The 19,013-nt window shown below is 40.5% G+C and carries 16 protein-coding genes; 6 read left to right on the forward strand and 10 right to left on the reverse strand.

Annotation, left to right across the window (positions count from 1 at the left end; translation table 11 throughout):
* Positions 1–51 precede the first annotated feature (51 nt).
* Positions 52–825, reverse strand: coding sequence for an armadillo-type fold-containing protein (locus NLP_RS29185; protein ID WP_104909370.1), 774 nt, complete (start codon positions 823–825; stop codon positions 52–54).
* A 406-nt stretch (positions 826–1,231) separates the two neighbouring features.
* On the reverse strand, positions 1,232–1,816 hold the full coding sequence (locus tag NLP_RS29190; protein ID WP_104909371.1) for a hypothetical protein: 585 nt from the start codon (positions 1,814–1,816) through the stop codon (positions 1,232–1,234).
* 697 nt (positions 1,817–2,513) lie between these two features.
* On the opposite strand from NLP_RS29190, the gene NLP_RS29195 reads away from it, so the two are divergent.
* Positions 2,514–3,410 (forward strand): alpha/beta fold hydrolase, encoded by an 897-nt coding sequence (locus NLP_RS29195; protein WP_104909372.1) that lies wholly within the window; start codon positions 2,514–2,516, stop codon positions 3,408–3,410.
* A 126-nt stretch (positions 3,411–3,536) separates the two neighbouring features.
* Here NLP_RS29195 and NLP_RS29200 read toward each other — a convergent pair whose 3' ends face one another.
* On the reverse strand, positions 3,537–4,070 hold the full coding sequence (locus tag NLP_RS29200; protein WP_104909373.1) for a DUF4330 domain-containing protein: 534 nt from the start codon (positions 4,068–4,070) through the stop codon (positions 3,537–3,539).
* A gap of 392 nt (positions 4,071–4,462) precedes the next feature.
* Between NLP_RS29200 and NLP_RS29205 the strand changes: the two genes are divergently transcribed.
* Positions 4,463–5,326: a M48 family metallopeptidase gene (locus tag NLP_RS29205; protein ID WP_104909374.1), complete on the forward strand. Its 864-nt coding sequence runs from the start codon at positions 4,463–4,465 to the stop codon at positions 5,324–5,326.
* A gap of 92 nt (positions 5,327–5,418) precedes the next feature.
* Here NLP_RS29205 and NLP_RS29210 read toward each other — a convergent pair whose 3' ends face one another.
* Positions 5,419–6,174 (reverse strand): metallophosphoesterase family protein, encoded by a 756-nt coding sequence (locus tag NLP_RS29210; RefSeq protein ID WP_104909375.1) that lies wholly within the window; start codon positions 6,172–6,174, stop codon positions 5,419–5,421.
* 270 nt (positions 6,175–6,444) lie between these two features.
* Here NLP_RS29210 and NLP_RS29215 point away from each other — a divergent pair, with 270 nt between their 5' ends.
* Positions 6,445–6,729: a DUF2470 domain-containing protein gene (locus tag NLP_RS29215; RefSeq protein WP_104909376.1), complete on the forward strand. Its 285-nt coding sequence runs from the start codon at positions 6,445–6,447 to the stop codon at positions 6,727–6,729.
* Positions 6,730–7,189: 460 nt separating this feature from the next.
* On the opposite strand, the gene NLP_RS29220 is transcribed toward NLP_RS29215, so the two are convergent.
* Positions 7,190–9,568, reverse strand: a complete 2,379-nt coding sequence (locus NLP_RS29220; RefSeq protein ID WP_104909377.1) for a hypothetical protein — start codon at positions 9,566–9,568, stop codon at positions 7,190–7,192.
* A gap of 536 nt (positions 9,569–10,104) precedes the next feature.
* Here NLP_RS29220 and NLP_RS29225 point away from each other — a divergent pair.
* Both NLP_RS29225 and NLP_RS29230 read left to right on the forward strand, forming a co-directional pair.
* A complete protein-coding gene (locus NLP_RS29225) occupies positions 10,105–11,277 on the forward strand; it encodes a glycosyltransferase family 4 protein (RefSeq protein ID WP_104909378.1) in 1,173 nt (390 codons plus the stop codon).
* Positions 11,278–11,339: 62 nt separating this feature from the next.
* Positions 11,340–12,479, forward strand: coding sequence for a glycosyltransferase family 4 protein (locus NLP_RS29230; RefSeq protein WP_104909379.1), 1,140 nt, complete (start codon positions 11,340–11,342; stop codon positions 12,477–12,479).
* Positions 12,480–12,552: 73 nt separating this feature from the next.
* On the opposite strand, the gene NLP_RS29235 is transcribed toward NLP_RS29230, so the two are convergent.
* Together NLP_RS29235 and NLP_RS29240 are read right to left on the reverse strand one after the other, a co-directional pair.
* Entirely contained in the window at positions 12,553–12,924 is a 372-nt protein-coding gene (locus NLP_RS29235) for a hypothetical protein (RefSeq protein ID WP_104909380.1), read from the reverse strand.
* 190 nt (positions 12,925–13,114) lie between these two features.
* Complete coding sequence (locus NLP_RS29240) at positions 13,115–13,384, reverse strand: hypothetical protein (RefSeq protein ID WP_100900343.1); 270 nt, start codon at positions 13,382–13,384, stop codon at positions 13,115–13,117.
* A 605-nt stretch (positions 13,385–13,989) separates the two neighbouring features.
* On the opposite strand from NLP_RS29240, the gene NLP_RS29245 reads away from it, so the two are divergent.
* Complete coding sequence (locus NLP_RS29245) at positions 13,990–15,288, forward strand: cation:proton antiporter (protein WP_104909381.1); 1,299 nt, start codon at positions 13,990–13,992, stop codon at positions 15,286–15,288.
* 186 nt (positions 15,289–15,474) lie between these two features.
* Here the strand turns inward: NLP_RS29245 and NLP_RS29250 are convergent, their stop codons facing one another.
* From NLP_RS29250 to crtD, 3 genes are all read right to left on the reverse strand, one after another.
* The gene (locus tag NLP_RS29250; RefSeq protein ID WP_158680578.1) at positions 15,475–15,939 is read right to left on the reverse strand and encodes a hypothetical protein; all 465 of its coding nucleotides are present in this window, start codon (positions 15,937–15,939) and stop codon (positions 15,475–15,477) included.
* 157 nt (positions 15,940–16,096) lie between these two features.
* Complete coding sequence (locus NLP_RS29255; protein WP_104909383.1) at positions 16,097–17,203, reverse strand: saccharopine dehydrogenase family protein; 1,107 nt, start codon at positions 17,201–17,203, stop codon at positions 16,097–16,099.
* A gap of 115 nt (positions 17,204–17,318) precedes the next feature.
* Positions 17,319–18,833, reverse strand: coding sequence for a C-3',4' desaturase CrtD (gene crtD, locus NLP_RS29260; protein WP_104909384.1), 1,515 nt, complete (start codon positions 18,831–18,833; stop codon positions 17,319–17,321).
* Positions 18,834–19,013 lie beyond the last annotated feature (180 nt).

A 19,013-nucleotide genomic window follows, 5' to 3' on the forward strand; every position in this document is an offset into this window, starting at 1 on the left:
GTCATTAGTCATTAGTCATTGGTCATTTGCAATTGGACTTTGGACAAATAACTAATAAACGTGGTGTTTGACTTTTGCTGATACGGGTACGAAAGGTACTGCTGTTTTGGGGGGTAGCACTTGTAGGCGATCGCAGGCTTGTAAACTCTTAAAAGCTGCCTCTCGCACTACAACTTCTTCCTCTCGACTGAGTAGGAGTTGCAAGCATTGGACAACATCTTGCCGCACTGAAGAATCAACTCGCTTACGACTAATGAATTTAGTTAGTTGATTTAGGGCAATCAACCGTTTCAATGGATCTTTCTCTGTTAAATTGACCAATAACTGATCGAGATGGTCTTCTTCTCGATTTTCATAGAAGTTGACAATTTGCCATACCAATAAAATTAAAGTTAACAGGGTTCCCACACCTTGCACAATCGCACCAGCAGCAATCCAGTGACTGTGAGAGTCAACCCATATTGCCGCTGCCATGTAAGTGCTGACAGTAGCAATACCACCACTGATAACTGCTAAAGCTAACCGACGATTTGAACTGTTTAAGAAATTACGTATTTTTGACCAGCGCAATTGCCAGTCCCACTCCTGCATTGAGTAAACCAATACCATTACTCCAATGCCGATTAAGAGAGCCAGTAGCAGTTTCCAGTTCCACAACAACATGGCAATGATAATTGTCAGGAACCCAAGAAAGCCCCCAGGGCCAGAGAAACGTTTAAATGTTTGCTGCTTTATGGCTCCCTTTGTCTTGAATTTTGTCAGCGACCAGTTCCAGTTGGGGATTTGGTTGATCAATTGCTGCCAAGAAGACGAAGCCTGTGCCACAGTGTTTACCTACTTGATTACGAAATTACCTATTGTATAAGTTTTACTATGGATGAAGAAAGGATGAAGGCTCAAATCACAAAATGCCCGGTTTTATAGACGGATAGTAGACTAATACAGCACAGCGCAAATAAGATACCATTTTCAATCGCTCAGAGCAAGGGCATCTTGTACTTAAAGAGGCAGGAGGGAGAAGGCAGGAGGCAGGAGGAATCCCCATTAATAAATTCAGGGGAATTTAGTAAGGACGCTGTAAATATGCGCTATACGTCTCGAAATACATATTTTTTTGTTTTTCATAAATAAATTTAGTTGCTCTCAGACCCTTTTGGAAAAGGGAAGAATTATTTTCTAAAACCTTCTGCCTCCTGCCTCCTGCCCTCTGCCTTTCTTCGGTAAGTCTTAGTTAAAGACAAAAACGAAAGTTATCAAGGGTGAATTGACCATCAAAAGTACAAAAAGTAACGCTGTAAATGTTATTCACATTTATAGATAATAAGGTATTGGGGGAAATTGGCGAGTCGGAATTGGCAAGATTAGAGCCTGGTAGTGCAGTTTGAGCGAGTAGTTGCCGATCGCGATCGTAGGCGGAAAGCACTAGCCGTTGCGAACTAGTGACAAAGGCGCTAACTGAGTTAACTGGACGCAAGAAACTAGCTTCTAAAAATCCGCTTTTGGGCGCTCCCATTAAGACTATTAGCCCTGAATAGGTTGGAAATGCTGGATTTGATGGCTGTATTGCTAGAGAATTGTGAAAAATGACTCCCCAACGTTCATATTGGCGCTCTACTGCTTCAAAACACTTCAAGTCTTCTAAGTCTAAACAAATACAAGTAGGTACAGTAAATCTGCTAGCATCAAGAACTGGCTCGACCTGACCCCGCCTAGCTGAAGCTTTTATTTCGTTTTGTATATTAAAGTTGTCAAGCGCAAATTTAGGGTCTTCAATCGTTGGTAGTTTATTTGATTGAAGAGTAGCCTGCTCTACCATGACATCCCGCCTTACCATTACTTAGATAATAATCAGATTAGTTATACATTAGAAGCTATCATTTCTACATATATTAAGTAGAATTAACAGCTTATTAAAATAAGCGTTTTAACTATTGTTAACGTGTTGACGCTCAAAATTATTTATGGGTTTTTTGATAGACTACCATAAAAACTTATGTTGGATTCACCCTGGAACGAGCCTCGCTACCATCAAAAACCCTTATAAAACAGTAATTTCAACGTTCAGTTACTTTATTTTTATGAAAAAAAGCACCAAATCTTTACAAGTAATCCAGTAATTTTATATCTACTTAATCTGACGCTAGCGAGAAGTCTTAGAATGATTGGTTCGCTGATAATAACAATGAGTGAGGAGTTTGAACTAGACACATGAAGAGTGCTGAGTGAAGAGTGCTGAGTGCTGAGTTGAAAAACTACCCGCAAGGGGTGGGGTATCAACCTTCTCCAGATTATAAGATTCCGCCCACTTGAAGAGCGGGGCATTTACCATAGCACTAAAATACTTAAGTAGTAAAATATACTTAATATTCAGTATTCAGCACTGAGTCGGTAAACATCTAGGGTGATTAAAGGGGAGGCGGATAAATTATTAAATCTTCTCTTCCTGTGTTTGTGTTCCAGATATCGTGTCTTACTTGTGCCAACAAATCACTACAGTCAACAAAAAAATACTTATGTTTCAACCACTAGGATTTGAACAACGTTCTATAGATACCTCACTAGGTAGAATGGTATATTACACTGCTACTGGAGCACCTTGGCAGGATGATGGAACTGCCAAAGACGATCGGGAAACTTTGGTATTCCTGCACGGCTTTGGTGGTGGGTCTTCTGCTTATGAGTGGTCGAAAGTTTATCCGGCTTTTGCGGCTGAATATCGAGTCATTGCGCCAGATTTACTCGGTTGGGGTAGGTCTGAACATCCAGCACGGAGTTATAAGATTGAGGATTATTTGACCACGATTCGGGAGTTTTTCGAGCAGACTTGTACTGGGCCAGTAACAGCGATCGCTTCTTCTTTGACCGCAGCATTTACAATTCGGGTAGCGGCAGATCGTCCTGATTTATTCAAGTCTTTAATTCTTACCACCCCCGCCGGACTTTCCGACTTTGGCGAAGACTACTCTCGTAGTTTTTTTGCCCAGTTAGTTAGCGTTCCCATTGTCGATCGTTTACTTTATAGCACTGGAGTTGCTACTAGTGGTGGTATTCGCGGCTTCTTACAACAACGGCAATTTGCTCAATCCAATCGAGTCTACCAGGAAATTGTAGATGCTTATCTACAATCTGCCCAACAGCCTAATGCTGAGTATGCAGCACTGTCCTTTGTACGTGGCGATTTGTGCTTTGATTTATCTTTTTACATTCAACAATTAACCACTCCCACCGCCATTATTTGGGGACAAAAGTCAGAATTTACAGGGCCCTCAATTGGTCGCCGCCTTGCCGAAATCAATCCCCAAGCAATCCGATTTTTTCAACAGTTGGAAGATGTCGGATTAACACCACAGTTGGAATTGCCAGCAGTGACAATCGGGTTAATTCGCAAATTTTTGCCTTTGCTTAATTAACAAGAGTCGTAGAGACGCGAAATTGAACTGGGCTTAGTCCTGCTACGCTAACACGTCTCTACATTCTTTTTCACCTGATGTTTAATAAGATTGTTAGAAAAAATATTATCAACAAAAGTGACAATATTATTTATCTTTCAATCTGATATCAATGACAGTTGCATTGAAGTTGTAGTCAAAGCCTTCTAACTCAAATGGCATCCCAATTTTCACTTTACTGTTACCCAAAACTGGCCCACTTTCAGTAACTTGGGCTTTGCCATCTAAAGTCAAAAGAAAATCTGCACTATAATTGTTTCTTTTTGGATCTGGCAGTTCTTTAACAGTACCATCTGGTTGGAAGACATTGATTGTTCTAGGTAGCTGTTGAATAGATTTAATTTCAATCTGTCCGTATGGTTGATTGCGGATAATTACATTAGTTTTTTCACCCTTTTTTAAACCATTGTCGATTAATTTTTCCGGGTCACGTACATTCAAACCACGAACTACTAAGTCTACTTCTATAGGTACTGTTTTCGCACCGACTTGGGCAACGGAACCAGAAGTGCCAGGAAAAACAAAGATGCCAAAGATAACTAGCAAAATTACCAGCGCCGCACCTAAATCTAGAAGATTGATTTTGCCAAACAAGCGACCTTTTGAATCTAAAATAGCCATAAAAAGTTTTCCAAGGTAATAGCGAAGTAATGGATTGTAGCAAGAGATTTTTCGATGGGAACGGCAATTTTCCCTATTTGGTAATAACTCAAAGTATTCGGGGTTGCAGTTATGCGACAGTTTATCACGAGTTCGTAATTTCCGAAAAACGGCAGCTAACCCTCAAAATTTTACCTGTTAATACTGACGCACCTGGAAAGTAAAATCTAGTGTTTAAGCCTATCTTTGGAGAGAATGCCTAGCCTCCCGCAATTCGGTAGATTTGCGTCAAGATTATCTGTATGACAACTCCTTTGGTCTTGAGTTAAGAATGCAACTTAGAATACTCTAAATCCGTCTCATAATTTGTCCCCTTATTTTATGTTCTCCCGAAATAATCTTCAAAACGTATTATGTTCAATTGGAAAGGTTTTGCTGCAAATTACCGTGTATGGCGGCGTCGCTGGTTTTATCCCCTAATTTCAGTGGTAGTCGCCCTGAGTCTGTGCCTGAGTACACCCTTGCCTGGAAGAACTTTAGATTTCTTGCCTCTTCTACTCCAAGGAGTTCAAGCATTTCAGCTTTCTAATATATCCCCTAATCAAGAAGTTGATCTTGGTAAGCAGATTAATCAGGAATTGGTCGGCAGTCAAGTCCGACTTTATCGCAATCCCGAAGTGAATCGTTATGTAGAACAAGTTGGTCGGCGTTTAGCAGCGAATAGCGATCGCCCCGATCTCCCCTATAATTTCCAGATAGTTGAGGATGACTCTATTAACGCTTTTGCGACCTTGGGCGGCTATGTATATGTCCACACAGGTTTGCTGAAAACCGCAGACAATGAAGCGGAACTGGCAAGTGTACTCGCCCATGAAATTGGTCACATTGGCGGGAAACACGTAGTCAAGCAGATGCAGCAAAAAGCCCTCGAAAGTGGTCTATTAACAGCGGCTGGCTTAGATCGAAATTCCGCAGTGCAAATTGGTGTACAGTTAGCGCGAGACTTACCACGCAGTCGTAAAAACGAATTTGAGGCCGATCAAAGAGGATTACGAACTTTGACACGTACTGGTTATGCCCAGTCAGCAATGGTCTCTTTTATGCAAAAGCTGCTGAAAAAGAGTGGTTCTACTCCAACATTTTTGAGTACACACCCCGGAACCAGCGATCGCATTGATGCCCTCAGACATGCAATTAACTCTCAACCTAGTAATGGAAAATATGGCTTGGATAAAGCTAGTTATAAAGCTAATATTCGACCATTAGCGAGGTCTTGAGAGAATTGGGAAAAAGGAGGCAGGAGGCAGAAGTTCTTTAATTTTAAATTTTAAATTGATTTCTCCCTACTCCCCCTCATTTCAAATATTGCTCAATTCTTATTGCGGCGAGCGACTTTAATTTTGGCTGGATCAACCGTACTTACAACCTCTTCTAAAGGCAGCATACGGGTATAATTTTTAAAAATATTAACTTGATAAACCAACTGATTTGTGACATCTAGTCCAGTCAACCAGCCACTCCGGGGATGATAAGCGCCAGTATCTATGTCTAGCCATCCCTTTCCTTGTGCCAGTTTACCAGGAGAAACACCCGGCAGGGTAAAGGTAATGGTGTGACCGATGATAATTTGTTTATCTGGAAAGTAGGGTTTTTCAATGCTGTGAAATTCCTCTCGTATCCAGCACAGTTCATCGGCAGTTTGTTCTGTCACCGACTTGCAAGGGTCAACACCAGCATGAGTTAACCAAATATCCCCCAAGTCAAGGTATGTAGGCAAAGCTTTTAACCAATCCAGATGGTCATCAGGAATTGGAGCCTCTTGGTAACTGTCCACGGTAGCTTGCCCTCCACCAAATAGCCATGCTTGCATCGTCGAGGAGGAAGTCCTTTCATTGGTCAGAATGCTTAGTAACATCTGCTCATGATTTCCCAACAAACATGAGTAGTTATTTTCCTTGACAAAATTAACTACTTGTGCACTATGAGGGCCGCGATCGATTAAGTCTCCCAGAAAATAGACTCGATCTTCTGACGTGGGGGCGATCGCCTCCAATAATGTCATTAAACCTTCATAGTGTCCATGCACATCCCCAATTACAATTCGTCTGGGGCTAGTTTCGCTCATTGTCTCTTAGCTACAATAGTTTTGGCTAATACTTCTGCTACAGTTTACGCTGTCTGCTTTCCGTAATGAAAGGTAAAAATACTGGATAATGTTTATTTTAATTTAATTATTGTACGAGTAATAACCTTAACTTATAAAATATATACAACGACAATTGTTTTTCAGATATAACTTATAATAACAATGCATAAGACTAGCTTTTTCTGCTAATTTGAATTAATATAGCCGAAAATTTAGGCTCTTGCCATATTCATCATTTTCAACTTCACAATGTCTAATGGTTTCTCTGCTGAAATTAGTTCGCGCATCTGCAAGCACATGAATGACGATCATGCTGATGCTGTAGTTGTTTATGCTAAGGCTTTTGGTGGTGTAACAGATGCGATCGCAGCCGAAATGCTGTCAATTGATGCACAGGGTATGGATTTAACAGCGCAAGTAAATGGGGAAGCTGTACCAGTTCGCATTCAATTCGATCATGTTTTAGTAGATGCGGAAGATGCCCATCAAACTTTGATTACAATGGTGAAGCAGGCGCGGGTAAAGTTTAAATAGGAAATGACAAAGTAATTGACACTAAATCTGCGATACATTTAATCACATATTTTTGTACATATAGCAATACTAAGGAATAAGAATTAAATAACACACAATTTATGTCCCTGACTTACCTCACCCTCAATCCCTCTCCGATATATTGGAGAGGGAAGCAAGATAGAGGATGAAGTTTTGCATTTTATTTAATCCACGTTCCTAAATCATTTGTGAAAAACAAGATCCCCGACTTTGTATAAGTTGTCGGGGATCTGCGGTTTGGTTAAGCTTAGAGTCAAAGCTGTGTTATGTCGTAATATCATGTTTACTCGATTACTTATTAAACCCGCAGAACCCCACCCCTTAATCCCCTCCCCTTAGCAAGGGGAGGGGAGACAAAGCACAGCTTTGGCGGGGTGGGGTGCAACGACTGTAGGAATCATAACTGATTATCCGAACTTGATATAATTGCTGTAAATACTCACCCCGGCAGCCGATACATAATCACTTTTCCTTTCCAATTTTCTTCTACAAATACCAGATGTTCACCATTGGAACGCCGAAAAGCGCGAATACCGTAGGGTATATCAATCCAGCCACTTTCGCCGCCAACTTCTGGGCCTGGTTTTAACTTTTGTACTTGCGCTCCCGTCTTGGCATTGTAAACATATACCTCTGCGGTTTTGACTGTTACTGCAAATACATAGTCTCCCGCCACACTGATTGCTGCTGTAGACACTTCACGCTTACCAGTGCTGTCGTAGGGAATTACAATCCGCCATTTGGGAGTACGATTTCCTTTACTCCAATTGTCAAAACAGGCAATCTCAGATCCAGCAACTCCAGCATCGTCACTAAATGCAGGGCGATCTACCGTAAAACCTGACAAATACATACTATCTGTTTCAGGGAAATATTCGATCCGCCGCAAGTCGTTAAATATTTTGGGAGTAGTTTGCTTTTCCATCGAACTATAGCTGTAGATGGGGTTGCCTTTAGGATCTATTCCCTGTAAAGGATAATGTCGAATGCCATCTTCTGTTCGCAAAGCTTTCCAAACATCTCCTTTGCTGTCTACCCACCAACCGCCGAGATAAGGATAATCTTTGCTGCGATCGTATTCGTTCTTTTCAAATTTGCCATTACCGTTGCGATCGCGCCAGATCCATTCCCCTTGTTCTGGTTGATGCGGTGGCCAATTTCCGGTGATAAATGGTTTATCTGCGCTATTAGTACCGACAAACATTCCGGCGGGTATGGCGACTTTACCATCTGTAGCGGAATTAAAACGATATATTTGCAGAAAGCTGTTATACATATCTGTGAGGAACAAAAACGGCTTCCCTTGGATGCGGCGAACAAAGGTTCCATCTGGGGATGTATGCAGACGTGGATCTTGAGGATATTTGAAAGCATTTAAGGTGTAGGCTTTGTAAGTCCATTGCTTACCAGCAGCCTTACTGTAATCCATCAAATAGTGTTCTTGTTTGGTGAATAAATCGACACCATCAGTTTTTGGATCGGCATCTGCATTATCGACAAATATCAATCCCAGCGATCGCCACATTAGTTTTCCCAATGGCGAAAATTTCCGCAAATCTGTTCCTGATTTGTTGAAACCATTACTATTTATATAGATATTACCTGAAGCATCTGTACCAACTCCGGTAAGTCCGTAAAGTTTCAAATCTCGAACTTCACCAGGAACTCCCGCATAGATACCGCCTTTAGAACCAAAACTACCCACCTGTATCGGTTTATCTTTGATGTCATAAATCAATATTTGCTGACGCGGGCCATTTTCTGCTACTAACAGCTTACCTTGATGATTAATAGCGATCGCTGTTGGTTCGACGATATCTGCAATCTGTTGAGGCAATTGTTTTCCACTTTGGGAATAATGTAAAATTTTTGCAGGCTTACTACCATTTTTACTTTGAATAATCCACAGATTTTTTTGTGGATCGATAGTTATTGCTCCCGGATTAGCAAAGGTAAAGCTGCGGAGTTCCTTCATCGTATCAGTATCATAAACACGAATCTGGTTAGCAGCAAAATCACTCACATACAACTCGCTTCCTACAGTTGCTAATCCAGTGACTTCACTTTTAGTACTGGTAATCAACATACTTTTATCCCAGCCACGCCCATTCGGAAATGGTGCAGGTTTTCCTGACAAATCATAGCGTCTAACACTATACCAAGTTGTTCCTTCTGGTGGGTAATCTTCTTTTATATTGCCCCTCGAACCTTGAGTCATGGCAATATAAACATATTTACTATTTGCTGTTACAGCTTTACCACCGCCACGACTCCAGCCGTGAGTATCCCCAAGGGCAGCAATAACCTTACCATCTTTATATATTCCTGCCTCCATTGCTGCTTCATCCCAATGGCTGTTGGTATAAACTGTGCCATCAGGGGCAACATACATGGCCTCAATATTGTTTTGTACCCGCAGATTTCCACTGCCAATAGTATTACCTATCCACGATGTTTTATAGTCAGGCGTGGGTGTTTCAGTATTGTTTTCTACTAGCAGATTTTTACTGTCAATAGTATTATTTACCGATGATGCTTTGTAGTTAAGCGTGGGTGTTTCAGTATTGTTTTGTACCCGCAAATTTGCATTGTCAATAGTATTACTTATCGGCGATGCTTTGTAGTTAAGCGTGGGTGTTTCTGTTGTTGCCCAGTCTGTTGTAATTCCAATGCTAGTAACAATGACTGCAACAGTCATACTGAGCAAAAAATTTAAAGTTTTACTTCTTTGTAAATATCTAGTCTTAGATAATTTTTTTACCTGCTGATTGAGTTCATGACGAAGTTTTACTAACTTCGCCAGTAATTTATTTATCATATATTTTTCAGCTTTTAATTATTTATATACAATTACCTTTTATGAAATCCGCACAATATATGACTGCTTTTTAATTAACTAATATACAATTTTTTCGGAGCGAGACATCTGATGACAGATAAATAAAAATCTATCAGGATTAAAAATGTACTATTCACATAAACTTTATCAAACCCACATTATTATTTAAAATCTCAAGTAATACTTTAAAAATATTAGTATTTGCTTTATTTGTTGTAACCCTTAATACAGTATTGATTGTTAGTCAGTAGTTTGTTGTTGGTATATCTAGCATACAGCTTGGTTAATTTTAAGTACAATATCTATCGTAGTCCGTGTTATTTAGTTAATAAAAATACAGGTTTTAATTCATTATTGACGTTGGCATAAAAATAGTTTATAAATTAGTGTTCCATAAAAAAACTCTTATTAGTAATGTGTATTCCGAAATTATAGTGATTTGGGTTTGCATACAACACGCAGTGGGGGCGCACATCTGTGTACCACTACTGTTTTAATACATTTATAGGAGACCGATGGAAGCTAATAAAAAAAGAAGTTTGAATTCAGCATCTGCATCTATTCTCACCCTTGGATTAGGTTGGTTTCCCAAAAGTCCCGGAGGACTAGAAAGGTATATTTATGAACTAACTCATAAATTAGCCGCAAATCAAGATCGGATTGAATTATGCGGAGTCGGTTTACCAGACGCTGAACTAAATTCACCAATTAAGCTGACTAACTTGGCGAGTCCCGATAGTGCTATTTGGCAAAGATTATGGTCGATTCGTAATAATTTTCAGAAAACAAGAACGAGCAAACCAGATGCTATTAATTTGCACTTTGCATTATACAGCTTTCCTATTTTAGATATTTTGCCAAAGGGAGTACCAGTTACTTTTAACTTTCATGGTCCTTGGGCTTCTGAAAGTCAGCAAGAGGTAGTTAATAAAAACCTCAGTCTTTTAATTAAGCATTGGCTAATAGAACAAAACACTTATAATCGCTGCGATCGCTTCATTGTTTTGAGCAAAGCTTTTGGAAAAATTTTGCACGATCAATATCAAGTACCGTGGAGCAAAATTAATGTTATTCCCGGTGGGGTTGATATTAATTGGTTTCAACCAAATTTATCACCCCAGGAGGCTTGTGCAAAGTTAGGCTGGCCTAGTAATCGCCGGATTATATTTACATCACGCCGCTTAGTACATCGAACGGGAGTTGACAAATTATTGCAAGCTCTAGCTATAATTAAGTCCAGAATACCAGATGTTTGGCTAGCGATCGCAGGTCGTGGTCACATCCAAGCTGCACTACAACAACAGGCTACAGAATTAGGACTAGAAGACAACGTTAAATTTTTAGGTTTTCTCCCTGATGAGCAATTGCCCATAGCTTACCAAGCTGCTGAATTGACTATTATGCCTAGTCAATCTTTTGAAGGATTTGGATTAGTAATAATCGAGTCTTTAGCCTGTGGTACTCCTGTTTTATGTACCCCAGTTGGGGGTATGCCAGAAATTTTATCAGAATTTGCACCCGATTTAATTACTACTACAACAGAAGCCTCAGCGATTGCTGAAAAATTAGAACAAGTGCTTTTGGGAAATATCCCCATACCTTCACGATCGGCCTGTCGCCAGTACGCCACCACACACTACGATTGGAATCAAATTGCCCAACAAGTACGCAATATTTTATTAGCTTAAACAAGTAAGTTTAATAAATGCTAGGGGCATTACATGGGTCAAATTAGATAAAAATAAGTTTAATGAGAATTCTTTTCTTAGATCAAAGCGGTAAACCGGGCGGTGCAGAATTATGTTTAATAGATATTGCTAAACCTTATGGCGATCGCGCTTTAGTAGGTTTATTTGCAGATGGGCCATTTAAACATTTATTACAGCAAAATCATATCCCAGTAGAAGTTTTCACAACTCAAGCCATCCAAGTTCGCAAAGAAAGCAGTTTGCTACAAGGATTCAAGAGTTTCGGACAACTTGTACCTTTGATTAGTAAGGTAGTTAAAAAAGCACGTGAATACGATTTAATCTATGCCAATACTCAAAAAGCCTTAGTTGTCGGAGCATTGGCAAGTTTTTTCAGTCGTCGCCCTTTAGTTTATCATTTGCATGATATTCTTTCCAAAGAACATTTTAGCCAAACTAATCTTCGCATTGCTATTAACTTGGCTAATCGTTTTGCATCATTAGTAATTGCGAATTCTCAAGCTAGCCAGACAGCCTTTGTGCAAGCAGGAGGACGCTCAGATATCATCGAAGTTGTTTATAACGGCTTTAATCCAAAAATTTATCAAACTGATGAATCTGACATTAATAAACTACAACAACAGTTAGGATTGCAAGGAAAATTTGTTGTCGGACACTTTAGCCGTCTTGCACCTTGGAAAGGGCAGCATATTTTAATTGATGCCCTTGCTAAGTGTCCGCCAGAGGTGATAGCAATTTTAGTGGGTGATGCACTATTTGGCGAACAAGATTATGTCCAAAAGTTACACCAACAAGTTAGTGAACTGGGGCTAGAAAACCGTGTCAAATTTTTAGGATTTCGTTCTGATATTCCCCAGTTAATGGCAGCTTGTGACTTGGTGGCACATACCTCTACTTCACCAGAACCCTTTGGTAGAGTGATTGTAGAGGCGATGCTATGTGAAAAACCTGTAGTTGCAGCAAAAGCTGGGGGTGTAATGGAATTAGTAGAACATGGACTTAATGGTTTTCTAGTCACACCAGGAGAACCCCAGGAACTTGCAGAAGTAATTAGCACTTGTTTACAGGAGACGGAAATAACTGCAACTATAGCCAATAATGCCAGGACTACTGCTAGTGGGCGTTTTGATGTTGCAATTATTAACCAGCAAATTGCCCAACTGCTGTCCCACAGATTATAATTACTTGCTTAATCTACAATCACCGATTTTGTTTGGATAACCCCAGATTCAAGTCTGGGGTTTATGGGTGTAATTACAAACCAACTAATTCACGAGATTCAAAATCAGAGAGTTGTTGAGCGATCGCTAATCTTGCTTCCAACTTAGCTACACTAAACTGATTACGCAGATATTCCAAATGAGCGATGGCATTTGCTTTATCGACAGTTAATCGAATTTGAGTGTCTATTGCTTTTTGATATTCCTGATTCACAAGCAACACCTCAAAGCGACGAGCCTTGCGTTGAGCATCATTTTTCAAATCCATCTCAAAGGCGGCGGTGCGGTCTGCATTGCCTTCAAATCGGTTAACTTGGTGCTGCACTGCCATCAACTGAGAGTCTATTTCATTAGCCCGTTGAGCAGCTTGTGCGATCGCAGCTGGATAATGACTCAGTTGCATCATTTAATAATTTTCCTCTAAGGTCAATAATGTAGTGTTTAAGTATAAGACCAACCCTTGAATTCATTTACCAAAAGGCTGTCACAGAGCATTTTTACACTTAACTCAGCTTGGTGGATATTGAAGTATGCGGCTAACAAAGTAAGCCTGCTTATGCAGGCTAATTATTTTCTGCTAAATTCTGTACTTTAGCTCAAGCTGCTTCCCGCAGTTGTGGTTGTGAGGGCACACTCACTTCTGGAAATGAAAGCGAGAGTTGTTCGGCTTGAGGTACTGCGGCTTGCTCCAGAACTTGAACTTCGATATTCACGCTCACCAAATAACTACCTGTATCAGCACCAACTGCTTCGGCAATTAGTTTAGCAATGTCTGGGCGTTTGGCAGTCAGCGGGTCACGTAAAATACACCGATCCCATTCATGCTTGGCAGTCGGATTGAGGTTGAGAATATAATGCTTCATCATCGAACTAACCCTTGAATCCATCTTCCAGAAGGTTTTCACAGAGCCATTATGCATTTGGCTAGGCTTTGTGGACGCTATACTCATTATAGTATATTTGTACTAAACTTGGCGATATCTGAGTCAGAAAGTAGGAAATATATCATGTCCGGCTAATTAGCTATATTCCCGAATCTATGCAGAAAGCCCAAAATCCCTCCTCTTTGCGGTATTAATCATAAGTCTTTAATCGGACACGATTAAGCTGTTCCACATTTAATTTGCATAATTAGCGTAGGCTTTTCGGACTATGCCACAAGAATTATATAAATTTTGGATATGCAAACTAGATGTCGTTTAGCTTATAAACCATTCGTAAAAGCGTATTAGGTGTGTCTTAGCGATATTCCTGTGCTACATCCGATTAGTTAAAAGACTTCTAACAAATAATCAAAGCACAATTTCTACGATGGGCAAAGCCAACGCCAAATTTATTTATTCCTTTCTTCTCCAATTTGGTGGTGCCTCTGAATTCTAATCCCAGAAAATCTGCCTATAGGTAAATTCTAATACGAAGATATTGGAACTAAGCTTACAAAGCAATACCTTATATTTATGTAAACCGCTATATGGTAGATATCTATATTATTGACCTATTTGTGATTGGTCTACTTTTGCTGATGGTAACGTTAGGGTCAGGTTGGATTACTCGCTTACCCCTTTCTTTTGCCATCATCTACCTAGTAGTTGGTATTTTTCTAGGCCCTTCTGCCTTAGGGCTGATTCAGTTACGTCGAGATAACGTTTTTAACACCGAACTGCTGGAGAAAATAACAGAACTTGTAGTAATTATTTCTGTGTTTAGCTGCGGCTTAAGAATTGTTCGTCCTCTAAAGTTGGGTGTTTGGGATATTACGGTGCGATTGATTGTATTTCTGATGCCAATTTCAATTTTTGCTCTGGCTGTGGTGGGTAAATTGTTTTTAGGGATGAATTGGGGAGAAGCAATTTTATTAGGAGCAATTCTCGCACCTACCGATCCAGTATTAGCATCAGAAGTACAACTCACAAGTACAAATGATCAAGATGAGTTGAGATTTGGTTTAACTTCTGAAGGTGGGTTAAATGATGCTTTAGCTTTCCCCTTCGTTTATTTTGGCATTCATGCCTTAGAAAATGATAACTGGAGCGACTGGTTTAAACAGTGGATTGCGGTTGATTTAATATGGGCGATCGCAGCTGGTATTGTTATGGGAATTGTTGTTGCAAAATCTATAGTTTGGATTGAAAAAAAAATTCAGAAACGCCGTGCTACCGATAAGTTAATGGAAGACTTTATTGCTATCAGCACAATTCTTTTAACTTATTCTTTAACAGAAATGGTGAATGGCTATGGATTTCTGGCGGTATTTGTTGCCGGGTTAGTTGTGCAACGCAGTTACAGAAATCCTGAAAAACCGCTAGCACAATTGGAATTTGTTGAGCAAATTGAAAAGCTGCTGGAAGTTGGGACAATTTTACTATTAGGTTCAATATTATTATTGAAACCAATGCTTAATTATGCTATGCAATCTTTGATAGTGATAATTTTGTTATTCTTGATAATCAGACCTGTAGGAGTTTGGATTAGCACAATAGGTAAACGTCCTCTAGAATCACACCGCCGAACCTTACACCCAGGAACTCGGTTATTATTTGGATGGTTTGGTATTCGCGGTGTCGGTTCTTTATATTATCTTGCCTATGCATTTGGTCATGGCTTGAAAGGTGAAGCAGCCGAACAAATTGCTTGGATAACTTACACTACTATTGTAGTTTCGGTGATTGTGCATGGAATTAGTACAACTCCATTAATGAAGTGGTATGAACGCAATTTTGCTCATGAGAGAAAAACTACTCCTCCCACCACAATAGACGAATTTGAGTAAAGGCAATTTTTCTAGGGTGTGTTATCGCCGAGAGTAAGACACCATCAATAATTTAAGGTGCGTTAGCCTTTGGCATAACACACCCTACAATTTAATTTTCTAAACCTGACTTCAAACCGAAGAGAGGCTTTGTATCTTACTTTGCATCCCTTGTCAAGAAGGAGTTAGGGGTTAGGTTTACATTTACTATTTACCTGTCACCTTTTCAATAACTTCTTTCGCTTTTTCACCAAAACTTTCTTGGGGCTTTCCTTCTTGTTCAGCCTTTAAATTCCTTTCGTAAGCCTCCTCCATAGTACTAAGGCTTCCTGCATCTTTTACTGCTTCCTCATAAGCTTCTTCTCGTTCTTCTTCTTCAACACCAACACCTGGGTCATATTCGTTAGCGCGATTAATTTTTTCTTGAGAATTTGGTTTATATTCTGGCGGTACTAGCTTTAATTCTTCAAGAGTAGTTGCATAACTAGCTTGCTGAATGAAAAGAAAGGAAGCTGACAAGCTGATGAAAATTATTAAGCCAACAACCAAAAAACTTGAACGTAACGCTTGCTTTAAAGTTAATAAAATTTTTTGCACGAAAAAATCTCCTCTTTTTATTTTATGAGCCTTGGTCATGTATAAATATATTCTATATTTAAGGCTCACAGGCATCCTAAGTGTTTACGTACAGTTCTTCCTTCTATCGCAAGGTATATTAATTTTTACCTATAGTAAAGGCGTACATTTGTACGCCCCCATCTATGTATCTGAATATTTCGTGAAATCAGATGAAATTTTTACTTAGTGTGCTTAACCCAAGCGTATTAAGCTATAACCAACTGTGATTAATTTTAATTCCTCGGCTTTGCATTACCTCTTCAAATAAATTTGTTGGTAGTGCTTCTTCCACAGCAAAAACACCTGGTTTCTTGAGTTTACCTTCTAGCAATAATTGGGCAATACTACCTGTGCCGCAACCAGAAGCCACAGCTGTATTCTCATGCACTACAGTTGAACAATAAAGGGCTGTTTCACCATTTTTTTGCCCTGTAACTTCTGAACGAACTGCTACCCCAATTCCACTAAAATTATTTGTAACATCTGTCATCGAATGGCTGACATGAGACAGAAATTCAATCATGTAACGACGCTGCATTAACCACTTGGGAAAAACGTGTGCCGCAATCCAAGTTAGGTGATTGTAAAAATCGGGAACAGAGCCAAACTTAGTAATTACAGTTTTTACTGATGGGAAGGCTTTGGGCAGTGTAAAGGTTTCTGGCATATCAAACCAGTAAACTCCGGTGCGTCTATATGGAGGTGGAAACTCAACTAGTTCTCTTTCACTATAAGGCTTGACTACCTGCCATTTTCCATCTATCCAAGTCTCAAAAGGATACTGCAACCCAAGAAAAGTTGTCCGCATCACTGTAATGCCAGCACCACCAGAACCCGAAACTAAATAACTTAAATGGATTTTTTCTGGTTGATCAAATTGTTCAACTCCCTGACGTACCATGCTGTTAGAAATACCAGGAAAAATGCCAGTATTAATAATTGCCGTCACGCCAGCCGCAGCAGCTTGTTCATTATACTTGAGAGCTTTGCTGGTGTAGGAACGATGGTCGCTGACATCTACATAGTTAACGCCTTGAGCAATACAGGTTTCGAGAACATTAGTATCTCGATAGTGAAATGGGCCAGCACAGTGGATGACTAAGTTAGAGTTTGCGATCGCATCTCGCAGCTTGTCAAGTTCTGCCAAGTCCAACACCAAAAACTGCACTTGTCCTCCCGAAGACAAGCTAACAGCCTCCCCAAACTCCGCAGAACGTCCAGTAATCGTAATTTGTGCCTGCGTATGGGTAGCTAGATCCTGAGCAACAGTGCTACCAATCCGCCCCCGTCCACCAATAATTAAAACGCTGTCTGTCATTACTCCAGATTAGCAATACTAATCTTATTTCAGCAGTTTTCTGTCCCCTTTGTCATCGGTTACAAGTATGACTTGCCTGCCAACGAAGGAGGACTTTTCAATTAGTGTTAGTTGATCAGTTTTGCGCTTCAATTTGCCTAACTACCGTTAGCGCCGAATAACTCACTCCAGCAGTACCTTCGCCTGGATGGGTGGAGTCACCAACTAACCACAGATGCTGGATTGGTGTACGATTGGCGAACCCAAAGGGGCCAAAGGTAGGAATTCTTTGACCAATACCGCCAACTATACCGCGATCGCGGGCTGTGAAATGAGCAAAGGTGCGCGGTGTTGCGGCTTCTTGATGAATAATCGTTTCTGGTTTGAGATAGAAGTATTGGGCAAGACGAGCGATCGCTTCTTGGGTAAACTTTTCTTTAAGTCCTTCATAATCATCAGTCTGCCACCACTGTGCAGGATCGACAAATGAAGAAGCGATAATTGTCGCTTTCCCTTCTGGTGCGCGGCCATCTCCAGGATGACTGACGGAAACAAATAGGGAATTATTCTCGCCAATGGGCCCATTCACATCATACAAAAATTGCAGGTGGGGAGGGCATCCAGGCGGAATCGCGCTGGCATCTACACCCAAATAAATCACAAACGCACTCGATGCTTGGGGTAGTTTTTCCACGCGGTTTTTATATGCAGATGGCGCTTGTTCTCCCAATAACTGCACCAAGTTTTGCACGGTGACATTAGTAACTATATGGTCGGCTGCTTCTGTCCAGACTTCGCCAGTTTTCTGATTTCTAATGACTACAGCACTGGCTTTACCGTTTTCTACTTTGATTTGTTCTACAGTGTGGCGCATCAACAATTTGCCGCCATCTCTTTCTAAAGATTGTACCAGGCGATCGCTTAGTACTTGCATACTTCCCTGGAGGTGAAACAATCCTTGGGGCAGTTGGGATACACTCAACGCTGTTGCGGCATAAAGTAATGCTGTCTTCTCTGCATCCACCTGGGAATACAACTTCAGTTGCAAATCTAAAAAAGTCCTCAGTCGTTGGTTATTTCCCAGTCCACATAACCGTAAAGCATCTCCTACCGTAAACAAAGTGAAGGGTACAGTAATTAATGTACTGGGACGCACTGCTTGCGCTAGCTGCCACAAATCCCATAAATTACGTGGTGGTAGCACCGGATCGCGTCCTTGAAATTCCCAACTGGCATTAAATAAAGTTGCCATCAACTGCCAAAACGGTTCGCTACCAGGAAACTGTTTTTGTCGTTCCTCTTGCCATTTCTCTTGGTCGCGCCAGACATTAATTGGTGTGCTTTCCCCAGGTAAATAGACTGCACAAGCAGGATCACAAGGCGTTGCTGGCGGTAAATCTATTGACAATTCTGAGAAAATGCGGTGGTGAATTCCCCCTGGTTCCAACCCCGCCACCTGAGTTGCTCCCACATCAAAGGTAAATCCCTGCCGTTTAAACGTCGAAGCACAGCCTCCGGGTACGAGGGCCTGATCCAAAATTAAGACGCTGTAACCTCTATGAGCTAATAATGCTCCAGCAGTCAGTCCACCTATTCCGGCACCGATAACGGCGACATGAGAGTTACTTTTGTCAAGAGAAATGCTGGACATTGATTAGTTTATTTAAAATTCTTAATACTTTTACTTATAATTTTACCTTCTCTGCGCCATCTGTGCCCAGCGTACTGCAAAGAAACCTAACCCCCAACCCCTTCCCTATAAGGGAAGGGGAGTAAGATTCAAAGCCTCTCTCCTCTTAGGAGAGAGGTTTGGAGAGAGGTAAAAGTGAAT

Origin of the sequence: Nostoc sp. 'Lobaria pulmonaria (5183) cyanobiont', assembly GCF_002949795.1 — a bacterium.
Taxonomy (GTDB): domain Bacteria; phylum Cyanobacteriota; class Cyanobacteriia; order Cyanobacteriales; family Nostocaceae; genus Nostoc.